Source organism: Candidatus Methylomirabilota bacterium, assembly GCA_035709005.1.
Taxonomy (GTDB): domain Bacteria; phylum Methylomirabilota; class Methylomirabilia; order Rokubacteriales; family CSP1-6; genus 40CM-4-69-5.
Genome location: DASTFB010000102.1, coordinates 76,757 through 100,381, shown reverse-complemented (window position 1 = coordinate 100,381; position 23,625 = coordinate 76,757). Strand labels below are relative to the sequence as shown.

Below are 23,625 nucleotides of genomic sequence, written 5' to 3'. Positions count from 1 at the left end.
GAGGACTCTCATGGATCGACGGCGCTTTCTGACGACCGTGACGCTCGGCACCGCTGCCGCCACCCGCACCCGCCGCGCCTGGGCCCAGGGCCGGCGCAAGATGGCGATGATCATGCCCGGCCCCATCCAGGACGCCGACTTCAACGCCGTCGGCTATCTGGCGCTCCAGCAGGTCGCCAAGAAGTACAACCTCGAGGTCTCCCACTCCGAGCAAGTCGTCGTCGCCGATGCCGAGCGGATCACCCGCGAATACATCTCGGCCGGCTACGACATCATCGCCAATCACGGCGGCCAGTTCATCCCGATCGTGAACAAGCTGGCGCCGCAGTTCCGGGACGCCTCCTTCATCCAGGAAGCTTCGGGCCGGCTGCCCAAGCTGCCCCCGAACCTCTGGAACATCGGCCGCCGCTTCTATCAGGGCTTCTACGTGCTCGGCGCGCTCGGCGCGATGGCCACCAAGACCGGCAAGGTCGGGATGGTGGCGGGCGTCCGCCTGCCCGACGTGGTGACGTCCGTGAACTCGGTCCATCAGGCCATCAAGGACGTCAACCCGAAGGCCCAGCTCGTGTACAACTGGGTCGGCGACTTCAACGACCCGGTGAAAGCCCGGCAGACGGCGGAAGCCCAGATCGCCGCCGGCGCCGACTTCATCGTCGTCTTCGTGAACCTCGGGCTGTCGGGGGTGATCGAGGCCGTCAAGGCCGCCCCGCGGCCGGTGCTGGTGACCACGTTCTACACGGAGAAGTGGGATCTCGCTCCCAAGAACCTGGCCGTCTCCCTCGTGTTCGACTTCAACAAGCCCTACAGCGAGATCGTCGGCAAGATCCTGAAGGGCGAGCGGACCGGCTACTACGAGATGCGCCCGGGCAGCGGGATGGAGCTGTCGGACATCCGCAACGTGCCGGCCGACGTCGCCAACCGGACGCGGGCCATCTTCAAGGAAGTCGTCGGCGGCAAACCGATCCCCGAGATCCTCGACCGGACGCCCTAAGCCGGCGTCCTGGGCAGGCCGGTGACGACCGCGGCGCGGGTGCAGATGACGGGGATCGCCAAGCGGTTCGGCGAGACCGTCGCCCTGGCCGGCGTCGACTTCGCCGCCGCCCGCGGAGAGATCCACGGCCTGCTCGGCGAGAACGGCGCCGGCAAGACCACGCTCATGAACGTGTTGAGCGGGCTCTACCGCGCCGACCGGGGCGCCATCGCCATCGACGGCGTGCCCACCGCCATCGCGTCCCCCAGCGACGCCCTGGGCCACGGCATCGGCATGGTCCATCAGCACGTCGAGCTCATCGCCAACTTCACCGTGCTCGAGAACGTCCTGCTCGGACGCGAGGGCGGCGACTTCTGGCTTCGCCCGGAGCGTCAGCGCCGCGGCGTCGAGGCCATCGCCGAGCGCTTCGGACTCACCCTGGACCTCGATGCCGAGGTGCGGCAGCTCGCCGTCGGCGTGCAGCAGAAAGTGGAGATCCTCAAGGCGCTCTACCGGGGCGTGGACGTCCTCATCCTCGACGAGCCGACGACCATGCTCACACCCCAGGAAGTCGACACGCTGTTTGCGACCCTGCGCGCCATGGCCGAGCAGGGCCTGACCGTGATCTTCATCACGCACAAGATCCGCGAGATCCTGGCCAACTGCGACCGCGTCAGCGTCATGCGGGGCGGCCGCCGCGTGGCCACGCTCGCGCGCGCGGACAGGGACGAGGGCGAGCTGGTCGAGCTCATGATCGGCGAGCGCCTGCAGGCGGCCAGCGCGGTCGGCCACGCCGCCCGCGGCGGGCGCGTCCTCGAGGTGGAGGCCCTCAGCGTGTCGGGCGGGCGGGGGCGGCTCGACCTGGCCGGATGCTCGCTGCGCGTGGACGCCGGCGAGGTCGTCGGCGTGGCCGGCGTCGCCGGCAACGGCCAGCGAGAGCTCGCGGACGCCCTGGCCGGGGTGCTGCGGCCGACCGGCGGGCGCATCCGGCTGGGCGGCCGGGACGTGACGGCCGCCTCGGTGCGGGCTCGGATCGCCGCGGGCCTCGTTCTCATCCCGGAGGACCGGATCGAGGACGGGCTGTTGCCCGGGCTGTCCGTGGCCGAGAACCTCGTCCTGGGCCTGCATCCGTTCGTCTCGGGCCCGATCGCCTTCGACCGCGGGCGGGCGCGCGCATTGACGCGGGAAGCGATCAGGGAATATGCCATCCGCGCCCGGAGCGCCGACGCCCCCGCCGTCGAGCTCTCGGGCGGCAATATCCAGAAGGTCCTCGTGGCCCGCGCCATGGCTCAGGCCCGGGCCACCGGAGGCCGGCTGCTCATCGCCACCAATCCCACCCGAGGTCTCGATGTGCGGGCCACCGACTTCGTGCGCCGCCGATGCCTGGCCTTCGCGGCGGCCGGCGGCGGCGTGCTCCTGATCTCGGAGGACCTGGACGAGCTACGTCAGCTGTGCCACCGGATCGTCGTCATGTTCCGGGGCCGGATCGTCGCCGACCTGCCGCGCGAGCGCTTCGACGCCTACGTGATCGGCCGGCTCATGGCCGGCGTCGAGACGCCGGAGGCCGCCGCCAGGTGAGCGCGGAAACGACCCCCGTCCTCGCCGAGGCGGCTCCCGCTCCACGTGCGGAGCGGGCCCGTGTGGTGACTACCGGGCTGACCTACGTCCTCGCCGTCGCGCTGGCCGCCGGCGTCAGCGCGCTGTTCATCCTCGCCATGCGGGGCGACGTCCTCCTCGCCTTCCAGACCATCGTGACCAGCTCGCTGGGGAGCCTGGCCGGCATCGCGCAGACCCTGAACAAGATCTCGCCCCTGCTCCTCGGCAGCACCGCGGTGATGCTGGCGCGGCAGGGCGGCTTCTTCAACATCGGGGTCGACGGCCAGATCTACGCGGGCGCCATCGTCGCCACTGGCGCGGCCTTCGCCCTCGGTGAGGCGCTGCCCGCGGCGGTGATGCTGCCGCTGGCCGTGCTGGCCGGGTTCGCGGGCGGGGCCGCGCTGGGCGCCGTGCCCGGCGCGCTGCGGGCGCGCTGGGGCGTCAACGAGATCTTCGTCACCGTCATGCTGAACTTCGTCGCCTTCTACCTCACCGAGTGGGTCGCCACCGGTCCCTGGAACGACCCCATCACCGGCGAGGCGATCACCCGCGTCATCCCCGACAGCGCCGTGCTGCCCATGCTCATGCCCGCCGCCGGCGCGCACGCCGGTATCCTCATCGCCATCGCGGTGACGGCGGGGATCGCCATGCTGCTGCACCGGACCGTGCTGGGGTACGAGATCCGGGCGGCCGGCAACAACCCGCGCGCGGCCCTGCTGGGCGGCGTGCCTCTCGGCCGGACCACCCTGGTGACGCTGGCCCTGAGTGGCGCCCTGGCCGGCGTCGCGGGCGCTATCGAGGTCGTCGGCTACCACAACCGGCTCATCCTCGGCCTCACGCCCGGCTACGGGATCATGGCCATCCTCATCGCCGTGCTGGGCCGCATGCATCCGGTGGGGGTCGGCGTGGCGGCCGTGCTCGTCGCCATCCTCATGGTCGGCGCCGACTCGCTGCAGCGCAGCGTCAACCTGCCGGCCAGCGCCGGGTTCGTGTTCCAGGCCATCGTGGTGCTCTGCGTGCTGCTCGTGGAAGCGCACCGGGCGCGCCGGTGATCGTCCGCCCGGTGGACGGGCCCAGCCGCGTATGGTTTGCTTGACTGGAGCATGTCGTCGACGGAACGTACCCGGGAACAGGCCGCCCGGCCTCCGAGCGCCGCGACACCGCCGGCGACACACGAGGCCGTTGCACCGGCCCGGCCGGCCAGGCGCCCCCGCCCGCGGGTCATCGCCGCCGTCCTGGGCGCGCTGGTCCTCGCTGCGGCCGGCGTGTGGTGGCTGCTGCGACCGGCCAACGTGGTGGTGATCCATCCGACTCCGACGACGATCACCGAGTCCATCGCCAGCAGCGGCCGCGTGGGGGGCGCCGTGGAGACGGCGGTGGGGGTACAGGCGGCCGGGATCGTCGAGCAGCTGTTCGTGCAGGAAGGCGATCGGGTTGCGGCCGGCCAGCGCCTGGCCATCTTGAAGAACGACGTGGCGGAAGCCCAGGTGGCCCTGGCCGAGGCGGCCCTGCGCACGGCGAGGGCCCAGCTCACGCTGGCCGCTCGGGGCGCGCTGCCGTCGGAGCTCGCGGCAGCGCGGGCGCGCGTGCAGCAGGCGCGAGCCCAGCTCGGCCAGCAGCGCGCCGCGCTCGGGCAGGCCGAGCAGGCGGCCGCGCAGGCCCGCGCCGAGCTTCAGCTGCTCGAGGAGGAGCGGGATCTGGCCGCCCTGCAGCTCTGGCGCAGCACGGAGCTTCTCCAGCAGGAGCTCATCGCCCGCTCCGAGCACGACGAAGCACGCACGCGGGCCCGCGTGGCCGAGGAGCGGGTGGCCGCTCAGCGACACGCGGTCTCGGTGGCGGAGGCGTTCGTGCAATCCACGCGCGGCGCAGTGGCGGCCGCCGAGGCCAACGTCCTGGCCCAGGAGGCCGGGCTGCGGACGCTGGAGGCCGGCGCCCGTCCGGAGGACGTCGCCGTGGCCCGCGAGCGGATCCAGGAGGCCGAGGAGGGGCTTCGCGTGGCTCGACGGCAGGCGCTGGAGGCGGTCGTGACGGCGCCCTTCGACGGCGTGGTGACCAGGATCACCGCCGAGGTGGGGCAGACGGTCGGCACGCAGGGCGTGCTGAGCCTCGTGAGCAGCGCGCTCGAGATCCGGATCGACGTGGACGAGGGCAATCTGGCCGACCTGGCCCTCGGGCAGCCGGCCGTCATCTCCTCCAGCACGTTCCCGGAGGGCACGTTCCGCGGCACCGTCTCGGAGCTCGCGGCCGCCGTGGACGAAGCCCGCGGCACGGTGAGAGTGACGGTGGTCCCCGAGAATCCGCCTGACTGGCTGCGCCCGGGGCAGACCGTCAACGTCAACATCGTCACGAACCGGGCGGCCACGCGCCTCGTGGTCCCCGCGACGGCGGTGCGCCGGGTGGGCGACCGCAGCGTGGTCTTCGTGGTGCGCGACGGGCGCGCGCTGGTGCAGACGGTCGCCACGCGCCCGGCGACGGCGGCCGGCGTGCCGGTCGTGGCCGGGATCGACGCCGGCGCGCTCGTCATCCAGGATCCCCGCGGCATCGACGCCGGCGACCGGGTCCGCGTGACGCGGGTGCTCGGGCGGTAGCGCCGTGGCCGACGGGAGCAGCCGACGACTCCGGAACGGCCTCTGGCGCTTCGAGCGCCAGGTGGCCATCCGCCACCTGCGGTCCGGCGGGGGACAGACCTGGCTCACGGTCAGCGCGGTGGCCGCCGGCGTCATCATCGTGATCTTCATCACCGGACTGATCTTCGGGCTGCGCCGGGACATGGCCCGGGTGCTGACCGAGTTCATCGCGCACGTGACGGTCCAGGTGGGGGAGGTCAAGCCGGTGCCGCTCGAGCGCGTGCCCGGCGCCGTTTCCGGGCCGAGCTCGAGCCGGCTGGAGCAGCAGGCGCCCCAGGAGAAGACCATCGATGACTGGCCCCGCGTGATCGACATCATCCGGGCGGTGCCCGACGTCCGCCTCGCCGCGCCGGTGGTGCGGCGGCAGGCGTTCGCTTCCAAAGGCGCCAACCCCCTCGGCGTCACCGTGGTCGGCGTGGACCCCGCGCTGCAGGAGCAGGTGGCTCCGGTGACGCCGCATCTCATCGCCGGCCGCTACCAGGGGCTGACCAGCGAGGAAGTCGTGGTCGACGCCGAGTTGGCCGAAGACCTGAGCGTGTCGACGGGCGAGCGCATTCGGCTCAGCTCGAACACCGGCGCCTCGGACAGCTTCACGGTCGTCGGGATCTACAGCCGCGGCCGGGGACGCGGCGAGGCCTACGTGACGCTGCGGACCGCGCAGAGCCTGTTCGGGCTGGGCGCCGCGGTCAACGCCATCCAGGTCAAGCTGGACGACATCTACCAGGCCGACCAGGCCGCCGACCGGATCATGGCGCTGGTGCCCTACGAGGCCAAGTCGTGGTCGCGGGAGTTTCCCCGCTTCCTCGACGCGCTGAAGGTCCAATCGGCGGCGGCCTACCTCACCTCGGCGTTCAGCCTCATCGCCTCGTCGTTCGCCATCGCCTCGATCCTTATCGTGTCGGTGCTGCAGAAGGCCAAGCAGATCGGCATCCTCAAGGCGATGGGGGCCCGCCGTCGTCAGATCCAGACCATCTTCATCTTCGAAGGCCTGGGGGTGGCCCTGCTCGGCAGCCTGGCCGGCGCCATCGCCGGCACGGCGATCATCTACACGCTCAGCCTTATCGAACAACCGATCCGTCGGGTGGGCCAGACACCCGAGCAGCTCTTCCCCGTGGCCATCCTGCCGCTCTACATCGGCCTGGCCATGGGGGCGGCCATCGCATCGACCGTCATCGCCGCGTACCTGCCGGCCCGCCGGGCGGCGGCCCTGAACCCCGTGGACGTCATGCGATGAGCTCCCGGGCCCCCGATCCCCGGCGCATCCTGTCGTCCAACGGCCACCAGGACGGCCGCGACGGACGCCCGATCGTGATCGAAACGCGGGGGCTGCGGAAGACGTACCTCGGCAAGGTCCCGGTGCCGGTGCTCCACGGCGTGGATCTCACCGTCCGGGCCGGGGAGTTCGTGGCCGTCATGGGACAGTCGGGCAGCGGCAAGTCCACGCTGCTCAACTTGCTGGGCGCGCTGGACGTCGCCACCGGCGGCACCGTCCTGATCAACGGTGTGGACATCGCCACGCTCACCGAGGACGAGCTGGCCGACCTTCGCAGTCAGGAGGTCGGGTTCATCTTCCAGGCCCACTACCTGCTCGACGAATTCACCTGCCTGGAGAACGCCCTCATGCCGATCAGCATCCGCGAAGGGGCCGTCACCGAGGCCCAACGCCAGCGCGTGATCGGCCTGCTGCAGCGGGTGGGCCTGGGCACCATGCTGGACAAGCATCCCGACGAGATGAGCGGGGGGGAGAACCAGCGCTGCGCCGTCGTCCGGGCCCTGGCCAACGCGCCCCTCATCGTGTTGGCCGACGAGCCCACCGGCAACCTGGACAGCGCCTCGGGCGCCGAGGTGTTCGCCTTGATGCGTCAGATGAACCGCGAGAGCGGGGTGGCCTTCGTCATGATCACGCACGATGACCGGCTGGCCCGGGCCGCCGATCGGATCCTGCGCATCGAGAGCGGGCTCCTGCACGAGGTGGACGCCACGCTGCGTCCCCGATGATTGCCGGGCAGCGAAAATCCTAGGGAACGAAAATGATGTCGCCGGGCTGGAGGTAGAGGATCTCCTCGGTGGCCCCCTGCATCACCTTGTTGTAGTTGAAGGGAATCCGCTCCCGCCCGTCGAGGTCCCGGCGGAGGATGATGATCCGGGCCGGGGCCGCGAACTGATTGAAGCCGCCAGCCAGGGCGATGACATCCAGGATCGTCGTGGGGCTCTTGAGCTCGAAGCGGGCTTGCCGGATGACCTCGCCGAGCACCGAGACCTTGAAGCTGCGGACGTCGTTCACGATCACGGAAACGGACGGCGAGGGCACGTAATCGCTCAGCTTTCGGGCGACCTCTTGCCGGACCTGGGCCGGGGTCAAGCCGGCGGCCTTGACGTCGTTGATGAGGGGCAGCGAGATCATGCCGTCCGGTCTGACGGTAACGACCCGACTGATACCGGGGTTGTTCCACACGCTCACTTCCAGCACGTCCTCGGGGCCGACCCGATAGTCCCCGGCCAGCTCGGTCCCCGGCGGGCGTGGTGTGCCGTCGGCCGGCCCGGCGAGCGCAGGCTCCGCGCACAGGAAGGCCAGGACAATGGCTGCGCAGAGTGTTCGGGACATCGTCGGGCGTCCTCTCCTGGCATGATAGCGCTTCTCGAGGACGTCGAGCCGAGAACCTTCGCGTCGCGTCCCGTCGATAGATCAAATAAGCCACTGTCGCCGAATTCGCCAGTTTTCCGGACGGGAATACGCGTCTGCCGGGCGGTCACTCGGTGGGGGCCCGTCCGGGCGTCGCCATCTGGCGCTCCACGGCGTAGCGCACCATGGCCGCGTGGTTGCGGAGCCCGAGCTTCGCCTTGATGCGCGCCCGGTGGCTCTCCACCGTGCGGGGACTCACGTTCAGCCGCTCGGCGATCCTGGCGGCGCTCAGTCCCTGGGACACGAGGTGGAGAACTTCGCGCTCGCGGAGGGTCAGCGTCTCGTAGCGATCGCTGGATCGGGACTGGACTTGAGCCATCCAGTGGCTGAGGGGACGTTGCGACAGCGGCGCGCTGACGTACCGCTCGCCGGCCGCGCTCTTCTCGATAGCGAGCCGCAGCTCTTTCGGTTTTGCCTGCTTCGCCACGAAGGCGGCCGCTCCGTTACGCAACGCCTGGATCACGTGAAGGTCACGCACGGATTGCGACAGGATGACGACGCCGACCTGCGGTGTGCGCCGGCGTACGGCCAGAGGCACATCGAGGGCACTGAGGCCCGTCAACTCGAAATCGACGATCACGACGTTCGGCCTGAGCCGCGCCACCACCGAGGCGACCTTCAGGCCATCGCTGACCTCTCCGATGACGTTCAGGCCATTGACGTAGTGGAGCCAGCAGCGCAGGGCGTGCCGCGTGATGGTCTGCGTGTCGGCGACCAGCACCCTGAGCGATCGGCGGCGTCGCACCCGGCGTCGGATTGCCACTGCTCTCCTCTCGAGATGTCGGGCGATCCTGAAAACCGCGAGGATGGTACGGAAGGGCGGCCCTGGCCGCCATCCGCAGAACTACGACGGCATTCTGTAGAGCAATGGCGGTGCCGACAGCCGGTGGACGCACCCCCTGGAAAAAACTTGCAGACGTCGTGTCGGCGAACGGTGACCCTCGCGTGAGCGCACATCGAGCAGAAAGCAGGAGAGACGACGAAGCTCGCCTCGAGCCGAAGTGCCGCCACCGCGTTCTCGATCACCTGGCGGTCGTGGCCGAGCTGTCGGGAGAGGCAGGTGAAGCAGAAGCGGTCTCCGCGCCGGCTCCGGAGGAAATCTGAAAGAGGCGCCACCGCGCCTGCGCTCTGATCGTAGCAGCTGAGGTGCACCATGTCGCCGTGGTCGAAGATGACCGGCACCCCGGGCGGGACGGCCGGCGAGGCGGTGGCGCAGGCGCCCTATAGTGGATGAAAACTGACCAGCCGGAACCTCCGCTGGCCAGCCGCTTGCATGGTCCTCCCCTTTGGAGGGCCAAAACCATGGGTCGGTCTTACCGTGCGATCCTGGGACTCCTGGCAGGCATGATAGGTGGCCTCCTACTGGGTCTCCTGGCCGGTAGCGTTTGAGAAGGAGTTTGTCCGCCGCCGAGACGGTGGCGGTGGTGCCGGCGGCGTGGCGGCGGCGATCATCACTTCCCTCTGACAGATCAGAGGCGGGTCTTCGTCCGCCACGGGCCTCAGTCGCCTGGCGGCGGTCAAGCAGCGACAGGCTGCGATGAACTACACACGCGCAACCGCGCAGTGAAGTAACTACTCCGTCTCGGATGCTGGTTCAGAAGATGGGGTGTGCTCGATCAGACGCTGGAGTGTCGTCGTACTTTCTCTCAGCTGCTGAATCTGCGCACGCGCGTCCGCGACGAGCATCTGCTCATTTTCACGCTTGTACCGTAGACTCTCGACGTGAACCATCATCGTCGCGACAAACCTCAGGCCATTGAGCCAGATCAGGACCTTGGGGTTTGCTGCGGCGTATTTTTTGAAGGACTCGTAATTCTCGTCCCGTTCCTCGCCGTACCAAGGCGCAACACACTCAAGAAACGCGGCTTTCTTATTCGGGTCCAACGACTTCACATACTGCCTCAGATCGAATGTGACATTCTCGATCCGGTGGATGAGCCTATTTCTCAGTTCTGATAGGGTACGGATGAATCGGCGCTCCGGCCTGTCCAAGAGCTCCAGTGCCCTGGCAAAGTCGACCTTGCCTGTTTGCGATCGGCTCATCTCAAGGCGGGAAAAGGCGTCGTGAAGCCTGGTGTCACCGACAGCCGTAACGAGGAGTGAAGTCAGGGCCGTCTCAAGAAGCGCGTGGAGCTTGATGATGAAAGACCAATCGTCCTCCTTGACGAGAGCGTCGGAAAATCCTGCTGGTAGTTTCAGGGTGGCCTCGAGCTTCGCAAGTTGTGGATAGATCCCGTCCGGGTTGCTCTTGTCGAAGATACTTCTCGACTCAGCCGAAGCCATAGACCGTCAGTAGGATACCCGTTCATACGTCACCTCCGCGGCACTCCTCGCCCATAGCTGCGCGAGCAAGAAGCCGTCGGCCCCTTGGCTCGGTCCCGCCACTGCGGGGTGGCGCGAGGGCTGCGGGGCGTGCTGGTCAGCCTCCGGCTCCCTCTGCAAGCGCGCCTTGGTGGCCGAGCTGGAGGTCCTCACGGGTCGCCGGCAGGCTGCCGGCGCCTGCTGGTGGGGCGGCTGGAGGGCGAGGCCTTCGACGAGGGACGGAGCTCTCCAACCTGAAATGGTGACCCCGGGGGATTCGAACCCGCGTTTCCGGTCCGCCACGCGCTTTGTTCGCAACGACGAGAAGTTCGGCGATGTTGAGTAAACTCGGAAACAAAGGGGATTAGAACTCGATGCGGTCGCTCGTAGTGTGTTGGAACGATCTCGGTTCTCGGTGAATCAGCCTCAGTGTGACGAAAGTCAGAGACCCAGCTCCCGACCGAGGATCCGGGTGACGAAGCGTTCGCCGTACGTCTCGCTCGCCACGAGTGTTCGGATCCGATCCCGCACCTCGCCGGCCCGCCCGGCCTTCTCTGCCGCCGTCATCGTGTTCGTGTAGGCGGCCCATACGTCGGCGCCCGTGACGTCGTAGCCGTAGCCCTCGACCAGCCAGCGAAGCGCCGTCAGTCCCGCCTCGACCGCGAAGGCGGGACGTCGATGGGCGAAGTCCCGGGCGGCCCGCGTGAGTGTCTTCGGATCGCACGGCGCCCGATTCGCGAGCCAGACCGCCTCATCGAGGAGTCCCACCTCCTTTGCCGTAGCGAACCACTTTCCCTCGTCGCCGGGCGTGGTCGCCACGAGATCGCCGAGCAACTCCTCAGGCCTCTTGTGCGGATACTTGCGGGCGAGCGCCCGGTACGTCGCGAGATACGACGCGCCACGGGTCGCCTCGAGCGCGTAGCGCCGGTACGCTTCCTCGACGCGGCCAGCTGCGAGCAGAACCTCCTCGCACGCGGCAGCGATCGCGATAGAGCCGGTGTTGAGCCCGCGCGACGCCTCGGCGTATGCGATCGCCTCGTCCGGGCGGCCGAGCGACGCCAGAGCACGCACGCCCCACCCCCGGTAGGGCCAGAAAAGGAGTCGGTCCTTCTGGAGGAGGGCGAGGATCTCCTCGTGGCGCCCCGCGCGGAAGAGCGTGCTCAGGCACGCCGTCGTGCCGTGAAAGAAACCGCGCCGCTGCGGATCTGGACTCAACGCCATCTCGACGATGGAGACAAGCTGATCGGCCCACGCCGACGCGATCTCCGGCGACACGCAGAGCTCGCCCCAGAAGTCCCCGAGGCGCTCGAGATAGGGGATCGCGTCGTTGGCGTGAGCCTCCCAGAGGCGGTCGAGCCAACCCTCGCGTGTCCTCAGGTCCGCGGGCGCCCTGGCGATGACGGCCACGAGCTCCTCGACGGCATGGTTCACCGCGGTGCCGGTGGCGCCCGAGGAGCTATCCACATGCTCGAGCGCGGGGGACACGCGTTCCAGGAACAGCACCGCACCCTCCGCGGCCAGAACCGGATCGTACCGGGCGACCGTCTTGATCTCGCTCACGGCTTGCCGGACGCGCGTGATCGCCGGCCGGGACTTCCAGCCGAAGGCGCTCCGCCGGAACCGGCGCGTGAACTCCCAGTGAGCTGCCTTAGCCTTGGACATCGTCACCACCGCCCCCGCGCCTTTATCTCGCGCTTCCGCGCCTTCCTGTCTTCCTCTACACGGGCCCGTTCCTCGATCGACACGACAACGTCAGGACGGCGCCTGCCGAAGCGCTTCAGGTACAGACGCTCGATGAACTCCGCGAGGCGCGCCTTCCAGGGTTCCTGCTCGTGGTTGTCGAGCTGGCCCAGCTTCTTTCGCGCCGCCTGTCGTGCGAGAGACTCCAGAACCGCCCTGCCGGCCATCGGCCAACGCGGCGGTGTCGGAAGGTCGGCGCCCGTGTCCGGTCAACGTGTGCGTGGCCGGGCCGAGCGGCGACCTGTGTTGGCCACGGCTCCATCTTGCTTCGCGAGCGACGGCGGTGCCGGAGTTGCCGCAGCCTGGAGGAGCTGCGCCATCCCTCCGAAGAGGGCGGCCAGCGTCGAGGCCGTCTCGGGAGGCGCCTCGATCACGAGGCCGCCCCGGCCGGTTCGCTGGACCGTCAAGCCCGAGAAGAGTCGCTGCACGTCGGCGGCCGACGGCGTCAGCGTTGGCTCCGGGGCGGTCGGAGCCGGCGCATCACGCGACTCGTCGCCTGCCGTCACGAGAGCTTCGATCTCGCGCTCGGCCGGGTCGTCCTCCACGTCGGCGGCCTCCTTGCCGCGCGGCGCCGCGGGCCCGAGGGCCGGCGCCACGATGCGTTCTATCCGAGAGAGGAAGCTCCCCGACCGCTCGAACGCCACCTCGTCGGTCGTCCCGTCGAACAGCCCGGTGAAGAGCGCCTGCTTGGACCCGACCAGATCGGCGATCCGTGACTCGATTCCGGGTTCGCTGACGAGGTTGTAGACGTCGATCGGGCGGCGCTGACCCAACCGGTAGATCCGACCGATCCGCTGCTCGAGCACCGCCGGGTTCCACGGCAGCTCGACGTTGATGCAAGCGCTCGCCGCGCGCTGCAGGTTCAGGCCGACCCCGCCGGCGTCCGTCGCGAACAGGACACGACACGCCGGGTCGTCGTGAAACTCGACGATGTTCTGCGTCCGTCGCTTCTGCCCCTCCTCCCCGGTGAAGAACGCCGCCTGTACGCGCTCGCGTCCGAGCTCGTCGCGCGTGGCCCAGTGCGCCAGTCGCAGCATCCGTCGCCACTGGCTGAACACGACAACCTTGCGTGCCTGTGCGAGCGCGAGCTGGCCGATCAGCTCGCGCAGTTCCAGCAGCTTCGGACTTGCCAGGCCTCGGAGGGTGGACTCCGTGGGTCGCTCGATCCGAGAGAGGTCTGGCCAGACGTCCTCGAAGCGCAGCTGCGCCAGGCCGTTGGAGATGATCCGCTGGGTGGTGAGGAGCGTCATCAGGCGCAGGAACTCGGCCTGGGTCAGCGGACGCCGGCGGGCGCGCCCGAGGAGCTGCGCGATGGGCATGTTGAGCGCGTCGTGCTCTTCCATTTGCTCGGCGGTCATCTCGATAGGGACCCGGGTATCCGTCCGCGCCGGCAGCTGGGACAGCACCTCGGCACGGACGCGCCGGACCATGCAGCCGGCGAGACGGGTCCGCAACGTGTCGAGGTTCCGGGCGCCGCCGACTCCCGTCTTCCCGTCCACGGGCGTGGTGTGCCACGGCGCCAGGCGCCATTTCGGCTCCAGCGCCAGGTCGTCCACCCACTCCACGATCGACACGAGCTCGTCGAGCCGGTTCTCCATCGGCGTGCCTGTCAGGACGAGCCGGTACGGCGGATCCAGTCGCTTCACGGTCAGGGCGGTCTTGGTCGCCCAGTTCTTGATCCGCTGGGCCTCGTCGAGCACGACGATGTCCGGGGTCCAGGTGCGGACGACGTCGAGGTCGCGAATGAGTTGCTCGTAGTTGCCCAGGAGGAAACCCCGGCGGCACGCGTTGAACGTAGCGCGGCGCTGGGCGGGTCCGCCATCGATGACCGTCGCCGGAGCATCCGTGAAGAGCTGCCACTCGCGAAGCCACTGAGGCTTGAGCGCGGCGGGGACCACGAGCAGCCCACGGCGGACGCGACCGGCGCGCCAGAGGACGTGGCACGCGGCGATCGCTTGCGCCGTCTTGCCGAGGCCCATGTCGTCGGCAAGGAGCAGCCGCCCGCGCACGAGGAACCGCCCGACTCCCTCGCGCTGGTACGGATAGAGCGGATGCTTGAGGCTCCGCAACGCTTCGCGGAGCCGGGCGACGCTTCGGGCGCCCTCGATCTCGCGCGCAAGGCGCCGGCGGTCTTCCTGGAGCAGTGCGTGCAGCGCCGGCTCGGCCTGTCCGTGCCCGAGGAAGCCCAGCAGCGCGTCTACGGCCGCCAGCCGCGTTTCGGGCGTCGCCGGGACGTCGAGCGTCCAGCGGTCACCGTCGCCGGGACGGAACCAGCGGCGCAGATTCCGGTCCGGCGGACCGCCGACCCAGCCGACGCGCGCGAGCCAGTCACCGGAACCCGTCAGCGGTCGGACTGGACCCCAACGGAGGGGCGATGAATTCGGGATCGGCTCCCGCCCCGTCTCGTTGAGGCCGCCGCTGCGCCTGGAGGCGACATCTTCCAGCACCGTGAGCAGATGCTTGCAGAGCCCGAGGGAACTCCGGAGGAAATCGGCGCAATCACAGCTGCCCTCGATGGGCTCGATGCGGCGCAGCAGGGTGCGATACGGGCGTGCGGCTGAGCCGGGGCGGCGGGTCGCGTAGAGTCCGAGGCGCCGACCCTTCGGGGGGCGTGCGACGATCTGGAGCTGATCCGCCCGACCGAAGGCGACGCGGCGGAGCAACGCCTCGAGCGCGTCGCGCTGGACGGGCCAGTCGGCTCCGCGGGTCACCGACAGGATGTGGCGAGCGATCAGCTCCGGTGGCACGCGTCCGGTACGGCGCTGAGCCCGCGCCAGCAGCGCTTGATACGCCTCAGTCTCGATCGCGAACGTGGCGGCGGCCGGAGGGGGGACCGGCATGTCTGGCGCATTGTAGCCCGGGAGGAGTCTCTCGCCCAGAGAGGTCGGCTCGAAGCGCGGTCACCAGCATCGGTGGGGATTGGAGGCCACACTACCGTCGGCCTCCTACGCTCGTAGTAATATGTATACATGCCGAGCCGGCGGCTCGTGGTGGACGCGTCGACCGCCATCCTTCTGGCGAAGGTCGATCTCCTGCGCGAGGTGACCTCCCGGGGCGCAGTCATCATGGCCGGGACGGCAGTCGACGAAGCCCTTGCCAGGGACTCCGACGATGCCCGGATGATACGGAACCTTCTGGACGAAAAGAGCATCGGGCGGGTCGCCGCCCCGGCTGGCGCGGACGCCCTCATGAGGGACTTTCGCATCGACCGCGGCGAGGCCGAGACGATCGCCGTGGCGCGCCAAACGGGTGCGATCTGTGCCACGGATGACGGACCGGCGATCCGGTGCTGCCGCGCCCTGGGCATCTCGTTCACCTCGGCGATCGGCCTGCTGGCGGCGATGGCTGAGGCGGACGTCGTGGAGCCCACGCTAGCGTTGGAGCTCCTCGCCAAGCTGCAACGGTTCGGCAGGTATGACGCGAGAATCCTCGAGGACGTGGCCCGCCGGATCCGAGCCGCTTCGTCGAGCAAGAAGGGGGGAAACCCGTCATGAAGAACGTCATGAGCGTGCGGGTGAGTTCGGAGGGGCGGCGCCGGCTTCGAGAACTCGCTCGGCGGGAGAAGAAGGAAGTGTCCACGGTGGCGCGGGAGCTCATGGATTACGGGTGGGTCTTCCTGATGCTGCGCGACTACCGGGCGGGCCGGGTCTCTCTCGGCACGTTCGCTCATAAGCTGGACGTCCCGCTCTCCGAAGCGATCGACCTCCTGGCCGAACTCGGCGTTCGCTCGCCGGTCGAGTACGACGACTACCTCAAGGGGCTCTCGACGGCGATGGCGTTCGTGAAGACCTCGAAGGCGTAGGGCCTTGCCGCGTCCTCCGCACGCCTCCTGGGCCAGGTTCTGGCACCGGCGCACCTATTCGGCACGACGATCGGCCGCGAGGGCGTGGCCGCGGCTGCCCTGGTGCTACGCTGGGGTTCCTATCTCGCCGTGCTTCTCGACGCCGACAATCGTGCAGGATCGTGGGCCTTTCGACGGCGACGAAAAGGCAGGTGGTTCTCGACCCGCCCCCGGGGTCGAGAATCCGAGCGAAAAGGGCTAACGAAATCGAGGTGGTGACCCCGGCGGGATTCGAACCCGCGATCTCGACCTTGAAAGGGTCGCGTCCTGGGCCAGGCTAGACGACGGGGTCGCCCTGGTCAGTATACCCGAGGGGCTAACGCATCGGGTGCACCGAGGTCTGCACGTCGATCCAGTCCCCGACACGCAGCGTGGTGCCGGCGGGCAGCCAGACCGTGACCGGGCCGCGCGAGGATTCCACGGTGACCTGACCGCCGGCGACGGCGGTGACCCGGCCGCGCACGACGGCGTACTCGCCGGGCTCCGAGCCCGTGGGCGCCGCCGGCTCGCTCATCGCCGCCCGCGTGACGTCCCGGGACTCTGCCGGCAACACCTCGAGCGGTTGCAGATGCAGGCGAACGCGCACCTGATCTCCCGCCCGAAACGGTTGAGCCCCGGGGGTCGCGATCCATACCGTGACCGGTCCCTGCGGCGAGTCGATGCCGACGGTGCCGGTGGGACTGATCCGCGTCACGCTACCGGTCGTCTCCCCCATCGCCGCCGGTCCCCGGGCGACGAGCCGTCCCGCCGGGATCACGAACTGCTCGATCTCCGCCGGACTGAGCTCGCCGCGTACGGTCACCCTCTCGTGCAGGCGCAGCCCGACGAGCTGATCCGGGGTGACCTTGACCCGGACCGTTTGCCCGCCCTGGCGAAGCGTCACGATGCTGTTTTTCTCGTCCCACCCCCAGACCTCGCCGGTGAACGGTTGCCCGGCCGGCGGCGCGCTGGGTGCGGTCCCGGCACACGCGGCGAGCATCAGCGCGGCGATCAGGGTCAGCGTCGTTTTCATACTGCCTCCTCCCCGAAGAGTCGTCCCAGGATACTCCGAGTTTCGTTGACGGGACCAACGAACGACGCGATACTGCCGCGGCGAAGTGCGCCGCGGGTGCTGTCGCGCCGCCCTGCGCCTGACGCCGCAGCACATGGTGAACCACCAGCACACGCCGCATGGCGGGGTCATCTTCTCACTGGCCGACGCGGCCTTCAGCGCCGCCTGCAACTGGCAGGGGATCCCGGTATGTGCAGGCGCCCTCGCCGGGGGGGCAGCTCGTGGCCCAGGGAGCGCGCTCCGACAGCACCGGCGCACCGGGGTTCTACAACGTCGTGGTCAACGATGGCGACGGCCGCCTGGTGGCGACCGCGCACTGCGTGGCCTACCGCCGCGAGTCCGGACCGTAGGCGGCGGTCACGGCGCCTGGGGCCCGCCCAGTCCCGTCCGGTAGTTCGTCACCCGAACGCGGAAGCTGGCCGCGGCGGTCTTGACCGGAATGACGGCGTCGAAGGACGCGCTCATGCCCTGGGCGATGCTGTGGCTCACGAAGGCGATCCCGCGGCCGATGACCTTGCCGGCGGCATCCAGCGCCTCGGCGGTGACGTAGACGTCCAGCGCATCCGCGCGGCCCGTGTTGAGGACCTCACCGGTGACCCGCGCCCGGTTCGGCCTGCTGCGGTCGACGGAATAGGTCACGCGGAAGTCCTGGGCGGCGACGTCGTGAACCAGCAGCAAGCAGGACGCGACCAGCAGCCCGCCGACGACTCCCACTCTCACCATAGCTCGTTTCCGGAGGAAGCTTGGCCAGCAGGCGCCGGAAAAATCAGGAAGCCAGTCGGAGCCCCGAGCGCAGCTCGAACAGCTCCTGAGCCAGCAAGGAGGCGCCGGCGACACGCGCCAGGTTTCCGCAGCAATAACAGTGGACGAACGCCGGCTCGTAGGCGATGAAGGTGCTGCCGCATTTCCCGCACCGGTCGCCGGGCGTGTCGACGTGCTTGCACGCCATGGCCGCGCGGACGGCCGGCGGCAACAGGTGGATGACCCGCCCGTCATCGGTGACGGCCATGTTCCGCACGCGTGGGTTCGGTTTCTTGCGCTTCATCGAAGTCGTTCAGGCTCGGTGATCGGGGAGAAGGTACGATGGCGAGCGCCGAAATGCAACCGGCTATCCCGATGTCGCCTGAATGACCTCCTCCACCGAGGTGACGCCCTCCAGCACCCGCAGCAGGCCGGCCTCCCGGAGGGTCTTCATGCCGTGCTCGCGGGCGGCCGCCTGGATGTCCTTGGGCGTGCCGTTCTTGAGGATCAGGTCGGCGATGTCCGGCGTGATCGGCATGACTTCGAAGATGCCGACCCGTCCGCGCAGGCCCTTGAAGTCGCAGGCCGCGCAGCCCGTGGCCCGATAGATCGTGCACCGCCCCCGTCCCAGCGCTGTGTGACCGTGGGCGATCAGGCTCTCCTCGTCGATCTCGTACGGCTCGCGGCACTCCGAGCACAAGCGGCGAACGAGACGCTGGGCCACCAGCAGCCGCAGGGCGCTGGCGAGCAGGAACGGCGGGACGGTCATGTCCAGCAGGCGCGCGATCGTGGCGGCGCCGTCCGCGGTGTCCAGCGTCGACAGCACCAGATGCTCGGTGAGCCCGGCCCGGATCGCCGTCTGTGCGGTCTCGGTATCTCGCAGCTCCCCGACCACGATGACGTCGGGGTCGTGGCGCAGGAACGAACGCAGGGTCGCGGCGAAGGTTCGGCCGACCTCCTCCTGCACGTTGACCTGGCTCACCCCGTCCAGCGCGTACTCCACCGGGTCCTCCACGGTGACCACCTTGAGGTCCTGCTTGCTGAGCAGGTGGACGGCCGAATACAGCGTGGTCGTCTTGCCCGCGCCGGCAGGGCCGGTGACCAGCACCACGCCGCTGGACTGGTGGATCGCTTTCAGGACCGCGCTGAGCCCGGCGGCGTCCAGGCCGATCTGGGGCAGATTCGGCTGCAGGACGGCGCCTTCCCGCACCTGCAGGCTCATGCTGTCCCCGCACAACATCGGCACGACGGACACACGCAGGGCGATCGGGCGTTGATCGTGAACGAGGGTCATCCGACCCTCCTGGGGAAGATGCTGCCGGGTGGTGTCCATCCCGGCCAGGGTCTTGAGGCGCTCCATCATCGGGGCCTCGCAGTGCTTCGGGAGCGACATGGCCGAGACGAGCCGCCCGTCGATGCGGTAACGGATTCGCAGGCTCTGTTCCAGGGGCTCCAGGTGGATGCCCGAGGCGCCCCGGCGAATGCCTTCCCGCAGCGTGGCGTCGACGAGGCTGCCGATCGAGGAGTCGACGGCCGACGCTTGTGCCTCGGCGGGCGGCCGCTGGGACTGCGAAGCTGTGTCAGCCGGCGGCTCCGGCCCACGAACCGCGTCGACCAGGCGCTCGGGCTGGGGGCACGCCGCGCCGATCCGTTCGGCACAATCCCGGATGACCGCTTCGGCGTGGGCGTCGAACGGCACGATCCGGCCCCGCGTGTCGAGCGCGTTGATCATCTCCAGCACGCCGATCGTCTCGCCGCTCCGGCCCACGATCGGCACGGCCATCACCGAGCGCGTCCGGTAGCGGTGGCGGACGTCGAAGGTGGGATTGAATGCGAAGGGCCGACCGGCCGGGATGGTGTAGACGTCGTCGATGTTGAGGGCCTCTCCCCGCAAGGCCACGTATCCGGCGAGGCTGTTGTCCTCGATCGGCAGCGCCGTGCCCTGAAAGCCCCGGCGCATCTCGTCCTCACGCAGGCGCCGGGTCAGGCTCTCGTTCTGTACGACGACGAAGCGCAACGTGTCGCCCTCCCGCAGGAATACGGTGCCGGCGTCCGCATGCGTCGCCTGCCGGGTTTCCGTCAGCAGGCGCTCGAGCCGGTCGAGCTCGGCTCCGTCGGCGTCACCCAGCATGGCGAGCTCGCTCTCGAGCATCGTCAGGGCCTGGGCCGGGTCGATGGACAGGTCCTCGGAGAAGTCGGCCGCGTGCTGCATGCGGTCCGATCAGAGCAACCGGTGTACCAAGCCCGGGACGCTCCGAAATGCGCGCGACCGTTGACCTGATCCGGGCGATGGCCCGGCAGTCCGGGACGCCGAGCGCAATTTCTGGTCCCCGTCCCCGGGAAGCCTTCCTGGGCCGAATGCGCCAACCTGGCAGGAGCACGACCCGTAAAATTTCCCATTGACGCGTTCGGGGGGACCGCCTATAAGAGGTGCCTACTCCGGGTGTGGAGGTTGGGAAACGGCCCGGCGCGGACTGGACCGCATATGGAGTAGCCGATGCACCCTGGCCGATTGCTCCTGATCGCTGTGTTCTTCGCGACCTGGTGGTTCGCCCAGTCGGCGTTCGCCGAGTCGGCCACCCCCCTCGTCTCCAACATCGCCGACTGCTACGATGCGGCCTTCCTCGACATAGAGGATGACGCCGAGCCCCGGTTAGCGGAGAACAGCTGCTGCGATGGAAACGGCGGCGTCTGTGGCTGCAGCGCGTTCGGCCCGGTGATGTGCTGCGATGGGCGGCTCAGCCCGAACTGCATGTGCCGCGACGGCAGCCCCGTCACCACCCTGGCCCGGACGACGCACTGAGGCTTCCCTCCGGGAGCGCTACGACCGCCGCCCGCGCCGCCCCTCGGCCGGACTCGTCGCCCGCTCGCTGTCGAGGCGGCGAAGGATCCGGCTGACGTACTGTCGCGTCTCCCGGTAGGGCGGAACCCCGCGGTGTCTGATCACCGTGGTTGCGCCCGCGTTGTAGGCGGCGAGGGCCAGCGGAAGATTGTCGTCGAACAGGTCGAGCATCGCGCGAAGATGTCGGACGCCTGCCTCGATGTTCTCTCGCGGGTCGAACGGATCGCTCACTCTCAGAATACGAGCCGTGGCCGGCATGAGCTGCATGAGACCGAGGGCGCCCCGGCGGGAAACGGCCAGCGGGTCGAACTGGGACTCAGCCGCAATGACGGCCATGACGAGGTTCGGGGGGACGCCGTGGCGAGCCGCCGCCTCGGCGACAACGGCGTCGAGGCTCGACGCACCGCGTTCGGACTCGGAGACACGCGGGGGGTGCATCGCCTGGATGGTCGTCATCCTCGACGCCGCATACGCCGGGATGATGGTCACCAGAACGACGCCGAGGCCGAGCAGCTGCCGGGGCGCGGTCCTGAGCCGTCGCCGTGCTCCGACAAACCAATCTCCCATGGTCGCGTCACCTCCCGCTCCACCGAGGGGGCAAGAAGCAAGCCAGCGCGGCGTCTATGCGGCCCAAGTCGATGAATGATCGAGCGTGTCGCGGTGACGTGCTCCGATCGTGAACGGCGCCGGGCTGACGAGAACGTCTTAGGAGAGCGGAATCACCTGGCGGAAGCGATTGTCAGGCGCAGATCGACATTTCTGACGAATCACTTCGTATGGCGCTTCATGAAGGCGGTCAAGGTGCCGGTCCACATCTCGCTCAGCGGCAAGACGATGGAGTTCGACGGTCGCGGGAGGTGCACCGCCGGCTGTTAACGGCCGCCCGGTTACGGACGCCGCGGCAGGGGTCCGAAGGCCGGCGGCGGGATACGCCGCTGCGAGGCCGCTTCGTAGGCCGAGGCGATGTTCAAGATCACGTCCTCCTTGCCCGGCTCGCAGCGGAACACCAGCGAGAAGGGCAGTCCGGGCGGCGGGATGCTCGTGGGGACGTTCGACGGCACGGGGACATACCGCGCGCCATCCGATGACAGCGCGAACACCGGATCGTAGACGGTGGTGACGTAGCCGGCCGGAACCAGCACTTCCGTGAGACCCGCATTCGGGCCATAGAGCGACTCCCGGCTGAGGTTGGAGGGGCCGCCCCGCGGTTGATGGGCGCCGCCGATCTTGCCCGGCGGCCAGGGCGTGTGCAGGCGAACGAGCGCGTCGAGGTGGTTCTCGAGCAGCACCATCATGTCGACCCGGCGCAGCAACTCGCGCAGCATGATGCGCTCGTTCACGCCCTGGCGCCCGTCGAGCCGGTTGCGCGGGTCGGCGATTTCCTCCCAGTTCTTGAAGGCGGCGCGCTGGTCGTCGCCCCAGAACTTCGAGCGCGCGTTGAGCTGGGCGAAGTCGATCAGCGTCTCCCGGAAGCCGCGCTCCTTCCAGTCGTCGGCGCGGCGTGTCAGGTACTGGGGGAGGTGGAAGCGGAAGGTCGTTGCCAGCTCCTGCTCCTGGATGGTGGCGATGTCGAGGTTGGCGGGCGGCTCGATCCGCCCTTCGGCCAGCTCGATGCAGTAGTCGATCGGCTTCATTCCGCCACTCCCGAACACCTTCCCGGGCAGGAACTCGGTCGGCTCGATCGCGGCCGCGAACTCCTTGAACAAGGGGTGACCGTCCGGGCCCAGGCGGAAGAGCAGATCGGGCATGAACACCGGCACGAGCCGAGCCAGCGCCCGCCGGAAGTCGGTCTTCATGACTTCGAGCTCAGGGTCGCGGGTCCAGTGGGGGTCGGTCGACTCGACCAGCGTCGCTCCCAGCAGGGTGCCGAGCACGGATTTGATCTCGCGTGCCGCCGCGGTGACGATCGGGACCTCCGTCAACGAGCCTGGCGGGCACACCATCGATTCTCGGATCACACCGATGCGCAGGCCCCGCAGGGCGTCGGGCGTCCCCGGCGTCGTCGCATGGCTGCTATAGCGCGTGGACAGGATCGAAGAGCGAGGGACGGTCGTGAACGGGTCACGCGGGTCGTAGTAGCCTTCGACCGGATCTCTCAGGGCGTCGAGCACCTTGGCACAGTCGGCGATCGTGCGACAGAGGATCCCGGTGCGATCGCAGTAGACGTCGGCCCCGATGGCGCCGCCCACGAAACCAAGTGCGGCTTTGTGGGGCAGGATCAGCGCCACCGCATTGTGGTTGGCGGGCCCGCGCGTGGAGGCGCGCGTTTCCTCCCCGAGACTGGCCATGACGAGATTGACACTGACGGAGACCGCCGAGCCCGAGCTCGACCCCAGCGAGGCCGAGCGGGTGGTGTCGTAGGGGTTGGCGGGGTTACCGCCCCAGCTGCCGCGCTGATAACCGAGGGTCGACGGCAGGACAGTGCCAGGCGCGTGGCGGCCGTGGGGAACGCCGGCGCGGCCGTTGTACTCGGTACACACGGCCTTGGCGTAGATGATGGCGCCCTTGTTGCGCAATTGCTCGACCAGCACGTGGTCGCGGGCCGGAACGTCGATGTCGTAGGCGGCGTCGCCGCCGCCGGTGCTCCGCATGTCCTTCGTGTCGAATGGGTCCTTGAACGAGAAGACGACACCGTACATCGGCATCTTCTCGAGATCCGGATTGCGCCCGTACGTCGCATCCAGCTCGGCCGCCCGCTCCAGGGCGTCGGGGTAGTGGCGGAAGACCTCGCAGACCGGGGGCGCCCCGGGCGGCAGCGGCCCCTGCGACGGATGCCGGTCGAAATCGCCGCGGCAAGTGACGGATCGCTCGCCTCGGATGTTGAGGGTCGCCAGCGCGTTGACCTGGCCGGCGTTCGGGATCCCGACGATCATGCCGTACTGCTGCTGCACCGACGGGTCCGAGGCGGTCGCCTCCATGCGGCCGTACTCCAGCGGCTTGCCCTTGTACTTGTCGAGTTCGGGCAGCAGCGTCGAGGCCTTGACCGTCTCGATCGGAAAGCGCAGCGGCGCGCCCGCCCGCACCGGGCCTGTCGCCGGGGGCACCGGCGCGCCGTCCTCGGTCACCAGCGCGCTGGCCACGCCGTTGAAGGCGCGCGCGCGGTCGATGTAGTGCTGGACGATCTGGACGCAGGTGATCTCTCCCGCCCTGATCGCGGCGTGCATCTCGTCGATCGTCGCCTCTTCGAGGCGGAACGGTCCTTTCTGCGCTCCACGCTGTTCAGGCATCCCCTG

The 23,625-nt window shown here is 69.1% G+C and carries 22 protein-coding genes and 1 tRNA gene; 10 read left to right on the top strand and 13 right to left on the bottom strand.

The genetic code is table 11. The features are described 5' to 3' along the window. Positions 1-10: 10 nt before the first annotated feature. The 6 genes from VFR64_19180 to VFR64_19155 all read left to right on the top strand — a co-directional run bounded on the left by VFR64_19180 (position 11) and on the right by VFR64_19155 (position 7,191). Complete coding sequence (locus VFR64_19180) at positions 11-991, top strand: BMP family protein (GenBank protein HET9491858.1); 981 nt, start codon at positions 11-13, stop codon at positions 989-991. A 21-nt stretch (positions 992-1,012) separates the two neighbouring features. Then, on the top strand, positions 1,013-2,548 hold the full coding sequence (locus VFR64_19175) for an ABC transporter ATP-binding protein (protein HET9491857.1): 1,536 nt from the start codon (positions 1,013-1,015) through the stop codon (positions 2,546-2,548). Positions 2,549-2,613: 65 nt separating this feature from the next. Continuing rightward, positions 2,614-3,618: an ABC transporter permease gene (locus tag VFR64_19170; GenBank protein HET9491856.1), complete on the top strand. Its 1,005-nt coding sequence runs from the start codon at positions 2,614-2,616 to the stop codon at positions 3,616-3,618. Between the two features lie 51 nt (positions 3,619-3,669). Continuing rightward, positions 3,670-5,154, top strand: a complete 1,485-nt coding sequence (locus VFR64_19165; protein ID HET9491855.1) for an efflux RND transporter periplasmic adaptor subunit — start codon at positions 3,670-3,672, stop codon at positions 5,152-5,154. Between the two features lie 4 nt (positions 5,155-5,158). After that, positions 5,159-6,427: an ABC transporter permease gene (locus VFR64_19160; protein ID HET9491854.1), complete on the top strand. Its 1,269-nt coding sequence runs from the start codon at positions 5,159-5,161 to the stop codon at positions 6,425-6,427. Then, a complete protein-coding gene (locus tag VFR64_19155) occupies positions 6,424-7,191 on the top strand; it encodes an ABC transporter ATP-binding protein (GenBank protein ID HET9491853.1) in 768 nt (255 codons plus the stop codon). The genes VFR64_19160 and VFR64_19155 overlap by 4 nt, the downstream gene beginning before the upstream one ends. 19 nt (positions 7,192-7,210) lie before the next feature. Here VFR64_19155 and VFR64_19150 read toward each other — a convergent pair whose 3' ends face one another. From VFR64_19150 to VFR64_19125, 6 genes are all read right to left on the bottom strand, one after another. Then, positions 7,211-7,798: a polysaccharide biosynthesis/export family protein gene (locus VFR64_19150; protein ID HET9491852.1), complete on the bottom strand. Its 588-nt coding sequence runs from the start codon at positions 7,796-7,798 to the stop codon at positions 7,211-7,213. A 145-nt stretch (positions 7,799-7,943) separates the two neighbouring features. Then, positions 7,944-8,639, bottom strand: a complete 696-nt coding sequence (locus VFR64_19145) for a response regulator transcription factor (protein HET9491851.1) — start codon at positions 8,637-8,639, stop codon at positions 7,944-7,946. A gap of 809 nt (positions 8,640-9,448) precedes the next feature. Beyond that, a complete protein-coding gene (locus tag VFR64_19140) occupies positions 9,449-10,159 on the bottom strand; it encodes a hypothetical protein (protein HET9491850.1) in 711 nt (236 codons plus the stop codon). A 459-nt stretch (positions 10,160-10,618) separates the two neighbouring features. Further along, positions 10,619-11,839: a hypothetical protein gene (locus tag VFR64_19135; protein HET9491849.1), complete on the bottom strand. Its 1,221-nt coding sequence runs from the start codon at positions 11,837-11,839 to the stop codon at positions 10,619-10,621. A gap of 2 nt (positions 11,840-11,841) precedes the next feature. Next, entirely contained in the window at positions 11,842-12,084 is a 243-nt protein-coding gene (locus VFR64_19130) for a hypothetical protein (protein ID HET9491848.1), read from the bottom strand. A 42-nt stretch (positions 12,085-12,126) separates the two neighbouring features. Then, positions 12,127-14,757: a DEAD/DEAH box helicase gene (locus tag VFR64_19125; GenBank protein HET9491847.1), complete on the bottom strand. Its 2,631-nt coding sequence runs from the start codon at positions 14,755-14,757 to the stop codon at positions 12,127-12,129. A gap of 129 nt (positions 14,758-14,886) precedes the next feature. On the opposite strand from VFR64_19125, the gene VFR64_19120 reads away from it, so the two are divergent. Together VFR64_19120 and VFR64_19115 are read left to right on the top strand one after the other, a co-directional pair. Further along, positions 14,887-15,411, top strand: a complete 525-nt coding sequence (locus tag VFR64_19120) for a hypothetical protein (protein HET9491846.1) — start codon at positions 14,887-14,889, stop codon at positions 15,409-15,411. Continuing rightward, positions 15,408-15,719: a hypothetical protein gene (locus VFR64_19115; protein ID HET9491845.1), complete on the top strand. Its 312-nt coding sequence runs from the start codon at positions 15,408-15,410 to the stop codon at positions 15,717-15,719. The genes VFR64_19120 and VFR64_19115 overlap by 4 nt, the downstream gene beginning before the upstream one ends. A gap of 252 nt (positions 15,720-15,971) precedes the next feature. Here VFR64_19115 and VFR64_19110 read toward each other — a convergent pair. After that, positions 15,972-16,050, bottom strand: a tRNA-Glu gene (locus tag VFR64_19110). Between the two features lie 24 nt (positions 16,051-16,074). After that, positions 16,075-16,770 (bottom strand): hypothetical protein, encoded by a 696-nt coding sequence (locus tag VFR64_19105; GenBank protein HET9491844.1) that lies wholly within the window; start codon positions 16,768-16,770, stop codon positions 16,075-16,077. Between the two features lie 230 nt (positions 16,771-17,000). Here VFR64_19105 and VFR64_19100 point away from each other — a divergent pair, with 230 nt between their 5' ends. Then, a complete protein-coding gene (locus VFR64_19100; GenBank protein ID HET9491843.1) occupies positions 17,001-17,159 on the top strand; it encodes a hypothetical protein in 159 nt (52 codons plus the stop codon). A gap of 7 nt (positions 17,160-17,166) precedes the next feature. Here VFR64_19100 and VFR64_19095 read toward each other — a convergent pair whose 3' ends face one another. The 3 genes from VFR64_19095 to VFR64_19085 all read right to left on the bottom strand — a co-directional run bounded on the left by VFR64_19095 (position 17,167) and on the right by VFR64_19085 (position 19,762). After that, the gene (locus VFR64_19095; protein HET9491842.1) at positions 17,167-17,532 is read right to left on the bottom strand and encodes an FxLYD domain-containing protein; all 366 of its coding nucleotides are present in this window, start codon (positions 17,530-17,532) and stop codon (positions 17,167-17,169) included. A gap of 43 nt (positions 17,533-17,575) precedes the next feature. Further along, complete coding sequence (locus VFR64_19090) at positions 17,576-17,854, bottom strand: hypothetical protein (GenBank protein HET9491841.1); 279 nt, start codon at positions 17,852-17,854, stop codon at positions 17,576-17,578. A 63-nt stretch (positions 17,855-17,917) separates the two neighbouring features. Beyond that, a complete protein-coding gene (locus VFR64_19085) occupies positions 17,918-19,762 on the bottom strand; it encodes a GspE/PulE family protein (protein ID HET9491840.1) in 1,845 nt (614 codons plus the stop codon). Positions 19,763-20,047: 285 nt separating this feature from the next. Here VFR64_19085 and VFR64_19080 point away from each other — a divergent pair, with 285 nt between their 5' ends. Then, positions 20,048-20,353 (top strand): hypothetical protein, encoded by a 306-nt coding sequence (locus VFR64_19080; GenBank protein ID HET9491839.1) that lies wholly within the window; start codon positions 20,048-20,050, stop codon positions 20,351-20,353. An 18-nt stretch (positions 20,354-20,371) separates the two neighbouring features. On the opposite strand, the gene VFR64_19075 is transcribed toward VFR64_19080, so the two are convergent. Together VFR64_19075 and VFR64_19070 are read right to left on the bottom strand one after the other, a co-directional pair. Next, complete coding sequence (locus tag VFR64_19075; GenBank protein HET9491838.1) at positions 20,372-20,959, bottom strand: lytic transglycosylase domain-containing protein; 588 nt, start codon at positions 20,957-20,959, stop codon at positions 20,372-20,374. Positions 20,960-21,279: 320 nt separating this feature from the next. Then, positions 21,280-23,619 carry an amidase family protein gene (locus tag VFR64_19070; protein HET9491837.1) on the bottom strand — a complete coding sequence of 780 codons (2,340 nt, stop codon included), beginning with the start codon at positions 23,617-23,619 and terminating at the stop codon, positions 21,280-21,282. Positions 23,620-23,625: the final 6 nt, after the last annotated feature.

Coding starts and splice junctions, on each gene's coding strand:
- VFR64_19115 (HET9491845.1), top strand. CDS start 15,408: ATGAAGAACGTCATGAGCGTGCGGGTGAGTTCGGAGGGGCGGCGCCGG.
- VFR64_19135 (HET9491849.1), bottom strand. CDS start 11,839: ATGTCCAAGGCTAAGGCAGCTCACTGGGAGTTCACGCGCCGGTTCCGG.
- VFR64_19120 (HET9491846.1), top strand. CDS start 14,887: ATGCCGAGCCGGCGGCTCGTGGTGGACGCGTCGACCGCCATCCTTCTG.
- VFR64_19070 (HET9491837.1), bottom strand. CDS start 23,619: ATGCCTGAACAGCGTGGAGCGCAGAAAGGACCGTTCCGCCTCGAAGAG.
- VFR64_19105 (HET9491844.1), bottom strand. CDS start 16,770: ATGAAAACGACGCTGACCCTGATCGCCGCGCTGATGCTCGCCGCGTGT.
- VFR64_19150 (HET9491852.1), bottom strand. CDS start 7,798: ATGTCCCGAACACTCTGCGCAGCCATTGTCCTGGCCTTCCTGTGCGCG.
- VFR64_19130 (HET9491848.1), bottom strand. CDS start 12,084: ATGGCCGGCAGGGCGGTTCTGGAGTCTCTCGCACGACAGGCGGCGCGA.
- VFR64_19085 (HET9491840.1), bottom strand. CDS start 19,762: ATGCAGCACGCGGCCGACTTCTCCGAGGACCTGTCCATCGACCCGGCC.
- VFR64_19075 (HET9491838.1), bottom strand. CDS start 20,959: ATGGGAGATTGGTTTGTCGGAGCACGGCGACGGCTCAGGACCGCGCCC.
- VFR64_19090 (HET9491841.1), bottom strand. CDS start 17,854: ATGAAGCGCAAGAAACCGAACCCACGCGTGCGGAACATGGCCGTCACC.
- VFR64_19165 (HET9491855.1), top strand. CDS start 3,670: ATGTCGTCGACGGAACGTACCCGGGAACAGGCCGCCCGGCCTCCGAGC.
- VFR64_19095 (HET9491842.1), bottom strand. CDS start 17,532: ATGGTGAGAGTGGGAGTCGTCGGCGGGCTGCTGGTCGCGTCCTGCTTG.
- VFR64_19080 (HET9491839.1), top strand. CDS start 20,048: ATGCACCCTGGCCGATTGCTCCTGATCGCTGTGTTCTTCGCGACCTGG.
- VFR64_19155 (HET9491853.1), top strand. CDS start 6,424: ATGAGCTCCCGGGCCCCCGATCCCCGGCGCATCCTGTCGTCCAACGGC.
- VFR64_19180 (HET9491858.1), top strand. CDS start 11: ATGGATCGACGGCGCTTTCTGACGACCGTGACGCTCGGCACCGCTGCC.
- VFR64_19125 (HET9491847.1), bottom strand. CDS start 14,757: ATGCCGGTCCCCCCTCCGGCCGCCGCCACGTTCGCGATCGAGACTGAG.
- VFR64_19140 (HET9491850.1), bottom strand. CDS start 10,159: ATGGCTTCGGCTGAGTCGAGAAGTATCTTCGACAAGAGCAACCCGGAC.